General features: G+C 64.1%; 17 protein-coding genes and 2 pseudogenes. 7 read left to right on the top strand and 12 right to left on the bottom strand.

Annotation, left to right across the window (positions count from 1 at the left end):
- Positions 1 to 102 precede the first annotated feature (102 nt).
- On the top strand, positions 103 to 219 hold the full coding sequence (locus AWC08_RS26725; protein WP_083271358.1) for a YgaP-like transmembrane domain: 117 nt from the start codon (positions 103 to 105) through the stop codon (positions 217 to 219).
- Between the two features lie 172 nt (positions 220 to 391).
- Here the strand turns inward: AWC08_RS26725 and AWC08_RS37690 are convergent, their stop codons facing one another.
- A complete protein-coding gene (locus AWC08_RS37690; protein WP_065133692.1) occupies positions 392 to 571 on the bottom strand; it encodes a hypothetical protein in 180 nt (59 codons plus the stop codon).
- Positions 540 to 674, bottom strand: coding sequence for a hypothetical protein (locus tag AWC08_RS39240; RefSeq protein WP_256102193.1), 135 nt, complete (start codon positions 672 to 674; stop codon positions 540 to 542). Before AWC08_RS39240 ends, AWC08_RS37690 begins: the two co-directional genes overlap by 32 nt.
- 1,856 nt (positions 675 to 2,530) lie before the next feature.
- Between AWC08_RS39240 and AWC08_RS26715 the strand changes: the two genes are divergently transcribed.
- Entirely contained in the window at positions 2,531 to 2,968 is a 438-nt protein-coding gene (locus tag AWC08_RS26715) for a DUF4189 domain-containing protein (RefSeq protein WP_055577520.1), read from the top strand.
- Between the two features lie 497 nt (positions 2,969 to 3,465).
- Here AWC08_RS26715 and AWC08_RS38705 read toward each other — a convergent pair whose 3' ends face one another.
- The 3 genes from AWC08_RS38705 to AWC08_RS39455 all read right to left on the bottom strand — a co-directional run bounded on the left by AWC08_RS38705 (position 3,466) and on the right by AWC08_RS39455 (position 5,493).
- Positions 3,466 to 4,164, bottom strand: a complete 699-nt coding sequence (locus tag AWC08_RS38705) for a hypothetical protein (protein ID WP_232008086.1) — start codon at positions 4,162 to 4,164, stop codon at positions 3,466 to 3,468.
- The gene (locus AWC08_RS38700; RefSeq protein ID WP_232008087.1) at positions 4,137 to 4,403 is read right to left on the bottom strand and encodes an IS110 family transposase; all 267 of its coding nucleotides are present in this window, start codon (positions 4,401 to 4,403) and stop codon (positions 4,137 to 4,139) included. The genes AWC08_RS38705 and AWC08_RS38700 overlap by 28 nt, the downstream gene beginning before the upstream one ends.
- A gap of 862 nt (positions 4,404 to 5,265) precedes the next feature.
- Positions 5,266 to 5,493, bottom strand: a complete 228-nt coding sequence (locus tag AWC08_RS39455; protein ID WP_055577519.1) for a hypothetical protein — start codon at positions 5,491 to 5,493, stop codon at positions 5,266 to 5,268.
- On the opposite strand from AWC08_RS39455, the pseudogene AWC08_RS39450 reads away from it, so the two are divergent.
- Positions 5,449 to 5,598, top strand: a pseudogene (locus AWC08_RS39450) (DUF732 domain-containing protein); the annotation flags it as partial. The gene AWC08_RS39455 and the pseudogene AWC08_RS39450 sit on opposite strands and share 45 nt — an antisense overlap.
- Positions 5,599 to 6,013: 415 nt before the next feature.
- Here the strand turns inward: AWC08_RS39450 and AWC08_RS39445 are convergent.
- Positions 6,014 to 6,241 carry a hypothetical protein gene (locus tag AWC08_RS39445; RefSeq protein WP_331716096.1) on the bottom strand — a complete coding sequence of 76 codons (228 nt, stop codon included), beginning with the start codon at positions 6,239 to 6,241 and terminating at the stop codon, positions 6,014 to 6,016.
- Between AWC08_RS39445 and AWC08_RS39440 the strand changes: the two genes are divergently transcribed.
- Complete coding sequence (locus AWC08_RS39440; RefSeq protein ID WP_256101656.1) at positions 6,233 to 6,415, top strand: hypothetical protein; 183 nt, start codon at positions 6,233 to 6,235, stop codon at positions 6,413 to 6,415. The genes AWC08_RS39445 and AWC08_RS39440 overlap by 9 nt on opposite strands.
- 413 nt (positions 6,416 to 6,828) lie before the next feature.
- The gene (locus AWC08_RS26700; protein ID WP_231752710.1) at positions 6,829 to 7,287 is read left to right on the top strand and encodes a DUF4189 domain-containing protein; all 459 of its coding nucleotides are present in this window, start codon (positions 6,829 to 6,831) and stop codon (positions 7,285 to 7,287) included.
- Positions 7,288 to 8,127: 840 nt separating this feature from the next.
- Here the strand turns inward: AWC08_RS26700 and AWC08_RS26695 are convergent.
- The 6 genes from AWC08_RS26695 to lpqS (AWC08_RS39905) all read right to left on the bottom strand — a co-directional run bounded on the left by AWC08_RS26695 (position 8,128) and on the right by lpqS (AWC08_RS39905) (position 13,287).
- On the bottom strand, positions 8,128 to 8,850 hold the full coding sequence (locus AWC08_RS26695) for a YoaK family protein (protein WP_055581894.1): 723 nt from the start codon (positions 8,848 to 8,850) through the stop codon (positions 8,128 to 8,130).
- A 223-nt stretch (positions 8,851 to 9,073) separates the two neighbouring features.
- Positions 9,074 to 10,138, bottom strand: a complete 1,065-nt coding sequence (locus AWC08_RS26690) for a PLP-dependent cysteine synthase family protein (RefSeq protein WP_065133690.1) — start codon at positions 10,136 to 10,138, stop codon at positions 9,074 to 9,076.
- Between the two features lie 224 nt (positions 10,139 to 10,362).
- Positions 10,363 to 10,734, bottom strand: coding sequence for a putative copper homeostasis (lipo)protein LpqS (gene lpqS, locus AWC08_RS26685; protein ID WP_082986294.1), 372 nt, complete (start codon positions 10,732 to 10,734; stop codon positions 10,363 to 10,365).
- Between the two features lie 228 nt (positions 10,735 to 10,962).
- Positions 10,963 to 12,117, bottom strand: coding sequence for a PPE family protein (locus tag AWC08_RS26680; RefSeq protein ID WP_055581892.1), 1,155 nt, complete (start codon positions 12,115 to 12,117; stop codon positions 10,963 to 10,965).
- Between the two features lie 28 nt (positions 12,118 to 12,145).
- Entirely contained in the window at positions 12,146 to 12,445 is a 300-nt protein-coding gene (locus AWC08_RS26675; protein ID WP_055581891.1) for a PE family protein, read from the bottom strand.
- Positions 12,446 to 12,837: 392 nt separating this feature from the next.
- Positions 12,838 to 13,287, bottom strand: a complete 450-nt coding sequence (gene lpqS, locus AWC08_RS39905) for a putative copper homeostasis (lipo)protein LpqS (protein WP_462686469.1) — start codon at positions 13,285 to 13,287, stop codon at positions 12,838 to 12,840.
- 239 nt (positions 13,288 to 13,526) lie between these two features.
- On the opposite strand from lpqS (AWC08_RS39905), the gene lpqS (AWC08_RS39900) reads away from it, so the two are divergent.
- Positions 13,527 to 14,126 carry a putative copper homeostasis (lipo)protein LpqS gene (lpqS, locus tag AWC08_RS39900; protein ID WP_463842564.1) on the top strand — a complete coding sequence of 200 codons (600 nt, stop codon included), beginning with the start codon at positions 13,527 to 13,529 and terminating at the stop codon, positions 14,124 to 14,126.
- A 40-nt stretch (positions 14,127 to 14,166) separates the two neighbouring features.
- Positions 14,167 to 14,439, top strand: a pseudogene (locus AWC08_RS37685) (hypothetical protein); the annotation flags it as partial.

Here is a 14,439-nt window from a genome sequence, read left to right as displayed (position 1 = left end):
ATGGCCCCGTCATGGATATGACCGTGGCGGTATCACCGCTGGTCACACCCACTTTCATCTACCTCTCCTAGAGATAATGCGCGATCTGAGCATTCGGGGCTTCTGCGCCTCCTCGCGGGATGGGTCGGCGCGAACTTGTTGCTCAACGCGGCAGTGGGCTGGTGTCCACTGAGTGTGCTGCTGCATCGCGCAGGGATTCCGACGGCCGCCGAGACCTAGGCTACTACTACATACTGTAATAGTAGCCTAGGTCTCGCGTTTACTCAGAACCTCGACTCCACCGACGGTCGGGCTCCAATGTGGGCAGGACACCTGGCCACAGGCCACAGCTACCGTACGCCGACACCACCGTCGAACGCGCCCGCACCCACATCCAAGGCCAAGCTGGACGCTACCGCGCACCACCCTGATCGTCGTCGATGACGCCGACCACCTGCACCCCGACCACCTGCAGTGGATCGCCGAAAACGCCGGCGTCACCAACACCAAACTGCTCCGGATCACCGCCCGCCGGCCCACACCCCGACCACCGCCGCAGATCACCTACTGCCCTGGCGCACCGCCTCTGCACCCCCGACCACCCCCACCGACGCCATCGAACGCACCAACACCACCACCCCACCGCGCCAGCATCGGATCATCCCGAGTACCAGACCGCCCACCAACTTCTGCACCGCCGCGACCACCTCCTAGCGCACTCGACGAAATCGCCGATCTCGCAGCACAACTCGACGCCCTCACGACGACCCGCTCCCGCCACCGCAGCCACGACCCAAGTTATGGACTCGACATCTAGAACAACCAAGGATCAGGGATTCACTTCGAGCGGTGGCTGACGCGCCCAACCGAGGGGCCCATTCGGCCCGCCGAACAGAGCGGCCATCCACCTCAGCGCCTTCTCAGCGCCCGTCCCATACGCTCCTGGTCCTATCACACTTGTTGCTAAAGCGGTGACTGAGAGAGATCCCGACTCGTGCAGAGGGCAGGGCGATATGCAAGGCGAATACGGTGCTTTCATCGGGTTTTCCTAATCGGCCTGCGTGAAGGCTTAGAGGTAACGCTCATCATTGCCCGGGGCTAGGGAATTCACACCAGCCGCCAGGTGGTCCGACACTGTGATCACTGGCCAGAACGTTTGCGGCACGGTCGCAGGCGCGCCCGACATCGAATGGACAAGAGATCGGCAACTACTCTTGCTCGTCGTCCACGGCGGCGCCGACGTGGAAAGTTTGTACCAATGGTGGAGCCGATTCGGGAACGCATCTCAGCGGCTGTTTGCCCGCTAAGGTACCACAGTAAGCTGCAATGGTAATGCCCGACGGACCGTGGCAACGGATTGCATCAACGCACCACCCGTCCGTAGAGAAGACGCCAAAATCGCCGCACTCCAAAGTCATCCCCGCACAGCCCCGGCACCCCGCGCCGAGCATCCACCGCACTCACAACCGCGTGCCGTCCAATCGCGCGCCAGATCGCAGCCCGTCCCGACCTGCACCGCTCCGACCCCGCCCCGCAGCCGCAGAAACCGCGCAACTCGCCGATTCGGTGTGCCGGTCACGGGCAGCAGGCCACGGGCAGCAGGATGCGGCATGCGCCCTAAGATGACTGCACCCACCCGCCGCCAGGGGGCAGTGAGACGCATTAGTAACAAGCGCAATCGAACACCGTCGGGGAACAGAAACGCCCAACCGGCCACTCTTGCTGCCGCGGGCGATAAGGGTACCCCGTATGGGTACATGCCATACTGTATGGCTGCGGCCCGCTACGCACTTCAGGCGGTACCACGCGCCTGCGCACCTGACCCGTTTCCGCGAACCGCGCTAGGGCAGAAACATCGACCTCGACCGATATCGCAGACACACCCGCCTCACGACGGCCTGTGCTCTGTGGCTGTTTTCGCACATCAGCGGACCAACGGTCCCCCGCAAACCAGTTCTCAGCGTGCCCCTAAAGGGGTTTGCAGCGACTGACCCGGCGTCGGAATCCCGGGTGGCCGGACCCGCAACAAAGTGTCTTGCGGGTTGCCGCAAGATTAAGATTTTGACCCCTGCCCCAGTGACTTTAGTCCCTACCCCCTAAGGGTATTTCTGTGGCAGAATCACTCGGCATGACGCAAACAAATGAGTCCAGCGAGCCGCCGGCTACGGCGGCACAGCCTTCCGTCGCCGATCGCCCCAGTCAACCCAGGCGGGTAGATCGAATCTGGTCCGTCGTAGCAATCACGGCCGGAGTCGTCTTCATCGTGACTGTGATCTTTTTTTGGGGTTTCTTCTTGGGCCGCGCTACCGACGGCCCCAGCGGTGGGCAGCGAGCCTCCAGCGGCTCGGGCGACAGCAGCTGTCCGATGATGGGATCGGGCGGGGGCATGCGGCCCGGCACGATGCATCCCGGAAGCTCCATGGAGCCTCATGAATCGGGAACGCCGACACCACAGCCCACACCGCATCATCCATAACTTCAGAACGCCTACGGGGTAACCGGTTGGTCTCCCGCCAACTCCTCCGCCAGTCCTCAGAAAGGGGTTAGTGAAATGAAAACGAAACGTCGTCAGCAAATCGCGTTTGCGGTGGCCGCCGTCGGTGCCACAGCGGGGCTGATGATCCTGGTGCTTCCGCTTGTTCCCCAGGTCGGTGCCAACCTCGACAATGCTGCAGTGGCCGAGATGGGTATGGCACCCCAAATGCCCGTCCCCCATGTGATGCGTTATGGCGCGATCGCTTACTCCCCAAGCACCGGCGCATGGGGCACCTCGCGCGGCTACCAGGTCAAGCTTCAAGCCGAACGAGTCGCTCTGGACCAGTGCGGTGAAAATGATTGCAGAGTCATCATCAGCTTCAACCTCTGCGGCGCCGTCGCCTCTGATGGCTCGAGATACCAAGGTGGAACAGGACTCTCACGTCAAGCGGCAGAACAAGACGCGTTGAACAGGCTGGGCGGCGGGAAGGTAGTCAACTCGGTGTGCAACTGAGTTGCCGACACATTCCCGATCAAATCGCTCACAAGCCGGACACTTAGGCTTGCGCCGCGTGCGCCCGGGAGAAATACGAGACTCCGGCCCACTTCTCGGCCGGCTACACCCATCCCCGGCACGGCCGGGTACGCCAGAGCCGCCAGCCATATCAGCGGTGAAGGCGTCCGCTCGCCAACAAACACGTGACTGCGGACCAAATGTGTTGCACCCTCCAAACGTTGGCGATCGCGATCGGAGCCAGCGGAGCGACTCATCCGATAGCTACGTTCGACCGTGCACCCCCAACCGCCGACCACGCATACAACCAGACCCGAACGACTCGTCATACCGCTTTGCGGTCGGGCGCCTGAGCGTTCGTGGACAAACGCGCCACAGGCGCGTGACTGTGAAAGCAGGCATCCGACGCTAATCCGAAAACAATGGTGAGCTGACTTGGGAATCTGCACGTCGACATGGCCGTGCGGGTGACGGCTGGACCAGTGTGCGCAGTGGGGTCAGGCCGCTGAAGTAAGGGTAACGGTGTAGCCGAGTGCTTCGAGTTGGCGGATGTGGTTACGTTTCTGTGTATCCGAGTTGATATGGCGGGTGAAGTGATCGGCACCGAGATCGGTGAAGCGGGTGTCTCTTCGTTGGCGAGAAGGTGCCATACGATGACCAGGATGGAGCGTCCGACAGCGACGATCGCGCGTTTCTTGCCGCGCCGTCTGGGTATGCGCCGGTACCGCTCGCCCAGGAAGCTGTCGGACCTCGGCGATGATCACCGCGGCAGCGACCGGCCCGACACCGAGTATCTCATCCAGGCGCGCTGCCGCCGCCGCGGAAGGGGCCAGATACGCCTCGATCTGTTCATCGACGGCGGCGATGTCGGCATCGATGCCGTCGATGCGGTCGAGCATCCGCGACAAGAGGAACCGGTGGTGGCTATCGAAGCGGCCGTTGAACGCCTCCTCCAGCCGGCCGATCTTGGTCCGCGTGCCCGAGCGCGCCATCTGCGCCAGCACATGCGGGTCGCGTTCGCCAGCGATCAACGCGGCCATCATCGCCCGCCCGGACACCCCGAAGATGTCGGAGGCGACCACGGAGAGCTTGATGCAGGCGTCCTCGAGTAGCTTTTCGACCCGGTTCTTCGCGGTACGCACCCCGACCAAGTCGACGCGGTAGCGACTCAATCCCGCAAGCGGCGGATCGGCCACGGCGGCACGAAGCTTTGCCGCAGCATCTGCCGTTGGGCGACTTTGCACAACCACACCGCATCCAGCACATCGGTCTTCGGCCGGCCCGGCAGATGTTTGACGTCGCGGACATTGACCAGCCACGGAGCCAGCCCGTTCGCCTCCAACAGGTAGGACACCGGTTTCCGACAGTCACTGGTCGCTTGCACCACCACCCGCTCGATCCGCAACTCGACCAGATGGTTGGCCAGTTCGGTCAACGACTGGTCATCGTCGAATGTGTCGACACCTCCTGGAGTCGACTCGCTCCGGGGCCCGCAACCCGCACACAAGACACCAACTCGGCCTTGCCGATATCCAGGGCAGCGACTCTAGCAATGACCTGTTCCTCGTCATGGGACTCGGCCAACATCGTTCGCGTCAACTCCTCTCCCGCTCGCATCAACAGGGCGTGGTCGCCTGTGGGGCCGCACAAAAGAAGCACTGAATCGAATCCGCGTGCTCGACCGAAACGTCAACGGCAGCAACAATGAAAGGCCCAGAACGCGACTCCAGCGCCCGGCTAGAACACGGCGTCGAAGAACCATAGAGCCACGGCGTCGCAAGGCGACCACCACACCATTTCAGCCCAGGAACGGGCGACCCACCAGGGTCAGTCTCGCTAGAACGGAAAACGCGTTGAAGCCCTTCTTGCGTTCCGATGATTTCCCCCGGTGAAGACGCGGCCCGTACCCTAGTCCGGTTGCCCCACGCAGACAACACAACTGCTTGACCAAGGTACCCCGTGGGGGTACATTTAGCCGCTATGGAGAGAGTGTAATTCCGCCGCAGATCCCACAGCTGCTTCTCGTTAACTCAGCACAACAACGTGCCGCCGCGTAGCTGAACGTCTGTTGGCCTCGCTTGACTTGGTCGGGCGACCAGCCGCGACGAAAGCGGCCAACGGTCACGGCGATATGCCCGAGGCAACCAGGACTGCAGGTGCAATCTGCTGGCGGGAATTGTCTTTGATATGCGAATCATCGTCGCTCCTGTCCCTGGGCGAGTCATGACCGAATCAAGCGGCGCAACGACGTCGCAGCGCCTGAAAACCGGCGCACGCAAGAAATATAGGCGCACGGCCTACCGGGCGAACGTCTTCATGGCAGAAAGACACAGGGCATGTCCACCAGAATCAACACGCATGTCGGCGCGCTCGTCACCGCCCTCGCGGTCATCACCGGCACCGCCATTCTGCGTGGCGGCGCAGCAGCGGCCGACCCAAACCAGGATGACCAATTTCTCGCTCTTCTCGAAAGCAAGGAGATCCCTGCTGTCGCTAATGCGCCGAGGGTCATCAACGCGGCTCATAAGGTTTGTCTCAAATTGGACGGCGGTACGCCAGTGGACGAAATCGTCGACGCGCTACGCAATGACGCATACAACATGGACCCGACACTGCGCCGTTTTCCCCCGGCGCGAGTCACCACCACCATGACCCGATTCATCACTGCAGCCGTGGAGGTCTACTGCCCGTACGACCGTGGCGCAATAGCTCCCGTAGTGTCCGGCGCGGCGTCGGGACCGCATCAATCGATGTATCGCGTCGGCGGCTATGAGCGCCATTCGGTCAATTCGGGCACTAATTCACTGACGCGGCGCGCAGCGCCGTACGTCGAGGCTGCCGCGCGGCCGGATACCCCGGGCGACCACGTGGTCGGCTTGACGCCTGAAATCTCCCGGCCGGCTTGGACATACCACGCCGAGAGGAGGTCGGTACATGACACAGTGCCGGCCTGGGCCGTCGGTGGCTTACCGGCGGGTGATCCCCCCCCCCCGAACCCGCCACAGATTCCGATTCCGACTCCCCCGCCTCCCACAGCACATATCGTCACGCCGCTTCCGCAAGTCGAGGCGCCGGCGCCCCCAAGGCGTTCCCCGCCCCCACCGCAAGCGCCGCCACCACCGCCGCAAGAGCCACCACCGCCGCCGCAAGAGCCACCACCACCGCCGCAAGAGCCACCACCGCCGCCACAGGAGCCACCACCTCCCCTTCAGCAGACGCCGACACCGGTTCCTCATGAGCCCCCGCCCCCACCACCACAAGTAGTTGAGCCACCTGAAGCTGGTCAGCAGGGTGGTGGTGGCGGCGGCGCTGGAGGGGGAGGCAGCGGCGGCGGTGGCGCTGGAGGAGGAGGCAGCGGCGGCGGTGGCGCTGGAGCGGGCAGCGGGTCTGGTGGTGGCAGCGGTTCGTCGAAGCCTTCACCGGCTCCCCCCGGTCCACCCGGCCTGATAAGGCTCGCACCGTGAAACGGCCTGACGCCATTGACCGAACAGATTCACACTGTCGATACAGCCCGAATAACAGACGCGCGACGGGGCGTCCTGACACACCTGTGATACCAACGCCACGCACACCCAGCACCGCACACCCCGGTGATTCGCTGAGGCAGGTTGGGATACAACCGCCAAACATCGAGTTTCGCAAGCAATCTGACAACGCCTACCGTCTGCGCGGTCGCGCACAGCGACGGAACTTGCTATCTCGCTTGGTCGCGACGGTGCCGAACCCAAGGCTGGTCGAGATGGCTGATTCGCGGCCCTCGGCGAGCAAGTCTTGCTTTTGGGGACTTTCGTCCCTACCCCCATGGGGTATATGATGGAACAATTTCCTGTGTGACGCAGACATGAGGGTCACTCCCCAGAGTGAACAAGAAAGGAATCAAATCAATGACACCCAAGAGAGGTCATCGAATCGCGCTGGCGGTCGCGGGCGTCGGTGCCACAGCCGGGCTGATGGCTATAGCGCTTCCGCTGGTTCCGCAGGTAAGCGCCAATCTGGACAAAGCCGCGATGTCCGAGATGGGCATGCGGCCGGAAATGCCCGTGCCGCACGTGATGCGCTACGGCGCGATCGCCTATGCCCCGAGCGGCGCTTGGGGTACAGCGCAGGGTTACCTTACTAAGGCGCGAGCGGAACAGGTCGCGGTCGACCGCTGCAACGACAACGACTGCCGCGTCGTCATCAGCTTCAATCTGTGCGGCGCGGTCGCTTCCGACGGTGTGAATTACCGTGGTGGAACGGGCTTTTCGCGTGCAGCGGCCGAGGCCGATGCTTTGAACAGGCTCGGCGGTGGGACGGTCGCGAGCTGGGTATGCAATTGAGCGCATTGAGGACTGAGCGCCGAGGTTCCGCGGGGTAAAGCGTCGCGCGTCCGGGCGCCAAGCTGTTGAGCTCCATACTGTACAGGGATACCGTATATAGAGCTATGTGTCGTTCGGCGTTACTGTACCCGGGTGGGGGTAGTTGAGAGGTCTGTCACGAAGGCTCGGGTGGCGGCGTTCGCGTTCGGGTTCGCGGATCTGCGATTTGAGATGTGGTAGAACGCGATGACTGTGTAGGGCAGGCGCCTGCGGAACTTGATGACCGTCGTGGCTGCCATGGGGGCGGCAATCGGCGGCCCCGCTTCGGCGGTTGCTGCGGATCCAGGGGACCCTTACAGCGGGCTCAGTTGCTCGTGCCCTTCCCAGGATTCGCGGCATCGTTTTGATCTTCCCGAAGGAACCAAGGAAGGGCTTGCCGGCCGGCGGGCACCCCAGCCAGAAGCCAGTCGCCGGCTCGCCGGACGGGCAACGCCGTTCCGCCAGACCCGAATAGCTGGCTCTCACAAGCCAAGTCCGGCGCGCAAAACGCTGATCGCTTCACCTACGCGACCGCGCGGCGACGGCGGCGTCAGATTGACGGTTGCGTCCGATGAACGGATTTTCCCTTTGAGTTAGCTGTACCTGCAACGCCGTGCATAGCTTTCTCGACGGCGTTGTGCCGGCGAGGCTTACTCGACTTGAGCAGTCGCTATCCTCGCGAGCCCCGGCGGGCGCGGCGGCCGCTGCACCTGGGCCGGTCGATCTGCAACGTTGAGGTCGGTGAGAATGCCTGCAGCAGCTTCGGTGGTCACCAGGGGTCACTGCATCCGACTCGCGGGCGAGCGCAGTGATGACGCCAGCTCATGGCGGTGCGTCGCCTTGAGGGTAAGTTGCGGGTGCCGTGTGAACAGCGAGCGAGCGATTTCCGCGACAACGCAACACGTGTGCGATTGCGAGGCCGCCGCATGCCACGGCCGCCGGGATCAGTGCATGGTCGCCGATCCGGCCGCCGAGGATCACGCCGCCGGCGGCGCCACCGATGAATAGCAGGACGGTCGAAGTCAGTAGCGCCGCTTTCCAATTGTCCATTCCGTGGCGGTAACTGCGCGCCACAAGCAGGCCGAGGTCAGTGATCGTGCCGGTGAAGTGAGTGGTGCGGAGGGGCATCCCCGGGAAACTGGAAGTCATTCCGTTCTGCAATCCGCACGCCGCGGCGGCCAGTGGCGCTCTGATCAACGGATGTTCAATACCGGCGGCCGCCAACAGAAGAGCTGCTTCGCCCAGTAGCACCGCGGCGTGGCGCGGACCGGTAGGGCTTTGCGTGGGAGCAACCAGGGCACCGGCTCCCAGAACGCCGAGCAGAAATCCGGCGACGATCGCCGCGATCATACCACCGGGATGCAGCAGTGGATTGGTAGTGTGCTGGCCGATTTTGGTGGTCAGCGCCGTGAGGTTGCCTACCGGATATACCCAGACGAGGAGGGCCACCGAGTTGACCCAACCGGCGACCGCGGCCAGCAGTCCGCTGTAGAGGAGCAGGATTACGCGCGGGTCCCGTGTCTGTGGTCGTTTGATAGGCGGCATCAAGCTCCCCTTCTCTGTGGTCGTTGCGGCTCGTTGGTCAGCGTCGAAGGTCCAACAGCAGATCGATGGGGCTGCGGTGTCAACGGCCAGGATTGCGTCGTACCGTCTGTCCTTCGGACTTGAGGGACAACAACAGAACTGCCGCAGCCTAGCGCGACATCGATGTAATCTCCGCTGACACCGGCCACCACCTCCCGGGTGAAGACGTGCACACCGAGAATGCTCACTGCCTTGACAGGGTTGGATCGCGTACGGTCGTGCACCGCGTCCACGACCGCACAACCTGATCGGTCGGGTCAGCGATGATTGCGGGCTCACGCGGCTGGGCTGCGAGGAGCAAATCGTGGCCGCGGCAGAAATCGTCGCTATAGATGGTGTCGAAGTAGCGTAGCGGACCATCGGCAAAGATGGCGGCTATGGTTGTACCGGGACGGTGGGCGCGAGCAGCCCCGCCGGCGACCAACGCCACCGCACCGACACTCCATCCTCCGCTGATGTAGTACGTGCTTGCCAGCGTGCGACATGCCCACACGGCTTCGGCTGGGGCGACCCAATGCGCCTCGGCGAACGCGGCGTAGTCGACGTTGCCGGGATAGATGCTCGACCCTAGACCGCGCATCAGTCGCATGGCGGCGGCCGGCTGCCCGAAAATTGTCGAGCCGATGGTGTCAACTCCGATCAGCTTCAGGTCGGGGTTAGCTTCGCGCAGCACACGCGCCACACCCGCCGAGTGGCCTCCGGTGCCCACCGAACACACCAGAACATCAACGCTTCCAACCTGATTCAGCAGTTCCAGCGCCAGCAACTGGTAGCTGGCTACATTGTCAGGATTGTTGTATTGATCGGGATTCCAGGCACGCGGATCTGCGGCCAGCAGTTGCGCGACGCGGGCTTTGCGGGCCTGCTGCCATCCCCCGCGCGGATGTGGCTCGGGGACGATCTCGATGCGCACCCCGTACGCGGCCAGCATCTGTTGGACGATGGGCTCCATGCCGGGATCAGTAACCAAAGTTACGGGGTGGCCGTATATCTGCCCGGCCAATGCCAGCCCCAATCCGAGCGTGCCACTGGTGGATTCGACAATCTGTGCGTTCGGTTGCAGTTCGCCGCGAGCCCGAGCGCATTGAACCATGTGCAAGGCGGGGCGATCTTTCATTCCGCCGGGATTGGCGCCCTCAAGCTTGGCCCAAAAGCCGCGGCCCCCATCCGCGATTGCGTCGGAGATCCACAGCACCGGGGTATTGCCCACTAGGCTAGCGGCCTCGCGATGCCAGCTGAACAGGCGCAGGCAGCCGCAGAACCAAGATGCCCTGCGATGTCCTGATCAATTACGTCACAATTGCGGTGCAGCTCGGCAGTTTCAGTGAGCGTATTGCGACGCTCAGAGTGCGCTAGGGGCAAAGAGTCCTTCATTGATCGTCGCTTTCGCAGATGCGCCGCAGAACTGCGACATCGAACATCGGTCAGCGAGCACCGGCCGTGCGCATGACACCACGACCTGACGCTGATCGGTCAGCGACGAATCAGGCAGAACCGCGTCACGAGATCTCGACCGGTGAGGGCGGGGGGTGCTGCGTTGGGTGGGCTCCGCCCCGACATCGCGGCGTCACCGGACAATCCCGCGACAAACGCGACCATTGCTGCGGCCACGCCGAATTCCACCAAGATGGTTGGGGTTCGCAGCAACACCGCGGACGCCGAGACGTCATGACAGGCGGTCAACGCCCCGCTGACAAGATGGGGGTGATCGACATTGATCGCGAACTCCGCACCCACGCTGGATAACAGCGCATGGGAGTGGTGGGGGTGGCTGTTCTCCGAATGCAGCAGTGCCGAGTGCCCCATCAGCAGAAGCAAGAGGGCGGCTGTGGCGGCCGCGGTCATCGACCGCCGCGTCGGCGGCAAGGCGCGTCGAGACGCACCCGTCCGTTCTCGCACACACCTCATACCCCTAGAGGGTAGGCGTCGGATGTTGTCCCAGCAACCAGGCGCGGCAAGGTTTCGCCGATTCATCGGTCATTGCACCCCGGTTTGCGTGAGTCGGCGCCCGTGTCGGCGCTGCAGGCCTACGCAACCGTGGTTCTGGCGGCCCTTGGTGGTGGCCATCTTTCGTTACACCAGGTTTGACCAGCGAGGCACCATTGGTGGGCGCTCCAGGAACCGGGGATCGGGGACAATTCCGGCCGCGCCGCGCTCTCCTGCAGCCGCCAACGGGAGTCCCCCTAACATGCTGCTCGGGACGCCGGAGTCGGCGGCCGGAGCGGCGCCGAGGCTGGTGCCAGTCAGCGCAGCAGCCGCCTTGGCCGGCACGGTGGCTGTCCAACTCTGCGGTACCGACAACGACCCGACCAACCCGGCCCGCCCCATACCCGCCGATACCGTCGTGCCGGCGCCGCCGAAGCCTGCCAGACCGGCCAAGCCTGATCCGAGCGGCCCGGTGGCCAACCCTTCGGCAACGGCTGGCGCGAGGGCGCTGGTGGCCGCCGGCAGCAGGCCCTTGAGCTTCTCCCCGGTCGACAGGCCGGCGCTGGCGATCCACGCGGTCGAGCTGGTCACCGACAGCATCGGGCTCATCGAACTCAACGTCGAGGAAAGCGAACCCGACGACAGGGGTGAAGCCAGTCCCTGCAGCACGGTGGGTACGGACGACGTCAGCTGCGTGAGGACGGCTTGGGTGTCGGTTGCGGCCGAACCACCCGCGGCCTGGGCGACAGCGGCACCCTGCGCAGCCAACCCGCTCGGATTGACGACCTGCTGGGGCGGCGCGAAAGGCGTTAACGTCGACGCGGCCGCTGACGAAGCTGCGTATCCATACATCGCCGTAGCGTCTTGAGCCCACATCTGCGCGTACTGGGCCTCGGTGGCCGCGATCGCAGGCGTGTTCTGACCGAAGATGTTGGTCGCGATCAGGGTCATCAGCAAGCTGCGGTTGACCGCGATCACCGGTGGCGGCACGGTCTGCGCGAACGCCGCCTCATATGCGGCGGCTGCGGCGCGGGCCTGGTCGGCCGCCTGCTCTGCTGCGGTTGCGGTCGTGGTCATCCACATCACATAAGGCGCAGCTGCCGACGCCATCCAGGTCGCCGCCGGCCCATACCAGGACAAGGCCGTCAACCGAGCTACTACCCCGGCGTAAGCTGTTGCCGCCGAACTCATTTCAACGGCCAGCTCATCCCAGCCGGTCGCGGCCGTCAGCATCGGTCCGGAACCGGGACCCGAATACATCCGTGCCGAATTGACCTCCGGCGGAAGTGCCCCGAAATCCATTCGCGTACTCCTTCAGCTATACCGCGTGTTAGCCGGTCGCGGCCGCGTTGGCGGCCTCGGTGGCGGCATAGGATCCAGCGCTAGTCGCCAAGGCGGCAACGAACTGGTCGTGAATCGCTGTGGCCTGGGCGGCCACTGCTTGGTACAGCTGGGCGTGCGCGGCGAACTGGGCCGCGGTCAACGACGACACTTCGTCAGCGGCGGCCGGCACCACTGCGGCCGTCGGGACCGCGACCGCCACCGTTCGGGCATCCATCGCCGCGCCGATCGTCTGCAGATCGCCGGCCGCCGACGCCAGTGATTCCGGATGCGTTGTCACAAACGACATGCTTTGCTCTCCTTGAAAAATGCGTCTCCGCTACCGACATGGGTTTCCGTGACAAGGCCGCAGATGGACCGTGTAGGCGCCTGTGAAAGATGGGCGGTGCCGGCGGCGATCGTGTCCCGGCGGTCGGGGACCTTCAACATCCCTATGGGCAGCGACCGTCGTCGGCGAGCCTCGGCTACCGCTCGGCCTCGGTGGGAAGGCGCGCGGCGCCGTGTCTTCCTCGGCGGCAAGCAGCTCAGCAACCCGGGCACCGCAGAGCATTCGGAAGTCATCAAGCAGTGAATAAGTCGCATGAGTCGGCTTACGTCAGCGGCGCGACTAGCGCGCGGAAATGGACAGGGCAGACGTCTCCGGCCGTGTGCAGCAGAGCACGAGGGCCTGACGCTGACCAGTCAGCGGCGAGCTACGCGGATCCGAGTCAGAAGATCTTGACCGGACAGGACGGCAACGGGTGGGTGCGGAGGGCTCCGTCCGGCCGGTGCCACAAGCTGTGTTTGCCAGCCCATACCCGCCAGCGTCGCTAGGCCCGCGCTAAGGACGACCAGCGCTGTCATCACCGCCGCAGGTATCGCATCAATTGCGAACACCTTCGACCCTTTACAGATGGGCCGCTCCTGCGCAAGCTGCGACTGATCAGCGCTGGCATGAACCGCGAGAGGAAGCGAGGCCACTGGCTGTCGTGGCGCCGACGGAGACGGCGAGGCAGCGGCGCGCATTGGCACGCAGTGACCAATGATGGCCAGTGCCGCGACTGCGGCCGCCACGACGACGGCAAAGCGCAACCGTGGCGCTCTGCCCAATCCGACACGTCGGTCATCCGACGACAATCGGATCCTCCTCATACCCTCCGAGGGTACACCATGCGGCTGGATCACGACAGGTTCCCGCTGCGGAGGTGACGCGTCTTTCAGCTCCTCGGCTAAGTTCCCGGCTGACTGCACCTCGCAGCCCCGCAACGGGATCGGGCTTCCTTCGCCGCGCCGACGGTCCCTGCTCCTTGTCAAGACGTGAGCAGAGCAGGGCACTACCTCCGCCGGTTAATGACGATGATCACCATTGGTGATGCACCTTAAGCCTGTCGATGCACCAGACGATGTTCGACGGCCTTGTCGGACCTCCTCGCACCCCTTGCCACACGCCCGGCTCGTCCGTACCCTCAAGGGGTATGGGGTACGTAGCGGCGCGGGCGGACGTGATGTCCCAGCATGGCCGCCCGGCGTCGGCGCGTCACGGGTCCCGTTGCTACGCTGTTAGTACTGTGAGCGGATCGAAGGCATGCCCGCGGCCGTGGTGGCAATTCACCGCGGCACTGGCTGCTGCGGTGACCGCGATCGCGGTGTGGGTCCTTGTTCTCGGACACGCCGAGGTGCGGCATGAGCCTGCCGCACCCCATCCTGCCCATGTTCTGGTGAGTTCGTTGGGTGGCGAATTCACCATCAATAGCAATCACGCGCACCTAGAAAATCCCTCGGTTTCTCATCACGAGGCGTTCATGACCGCCGTGTTGCCTAACGCGCCTGTCGCCACCGTGGCGGCTCTGAGCGTGGTGGTGGCGACGGTGGGCGCAGTGGGCTTGTTCGGGTGGCAGAGGATAGCGGGCGGTCGTGGTCCGCCGCGTGGGCCCGCCGCTCCTTTAACCGGTCGAGAACTGTTGACGCGGTTGTGCTCTTCTCGTCGCTGACTGGGTAGCGCCAGGTCGTCTGTGCATCTCACGACGGCCGGTGGCCGATCCCTTTGTCGATGGCTGCGCCTGCGGCCTCATTCAAGAAAGCGACGATCGCATGAACGCCAACCCTGCTCGTTTTTCGAACTCTCTGGAAGCCCGTTTGTCGTGCAACTCCCGGCCAGTGGCGGTGAACCGGCCACTTAACCCTGCGATGTGCCCGCCGCTCACGGCAAGCCGGCAGCCGGCCGGCCTGGTGGGCAATACTCCGGTGTTGCGGATCTCGGAGCCGTTGACTCCGGCCGATCGGGGGTTCTGGGCCAAGCTCGAG

Source organism: Mycobacterium gordonae (assembly GCF_002101675.1).
Lineage (GTDB): Bacteria > Actinomycetota > Actinomycetes > Mycobacteriales > Mycobacteriaceae > Mycobacterium > Mycobacterium gordonae.
This window is presented reverse-complemented; position numbering and strand designations above follow the sequence as displayed.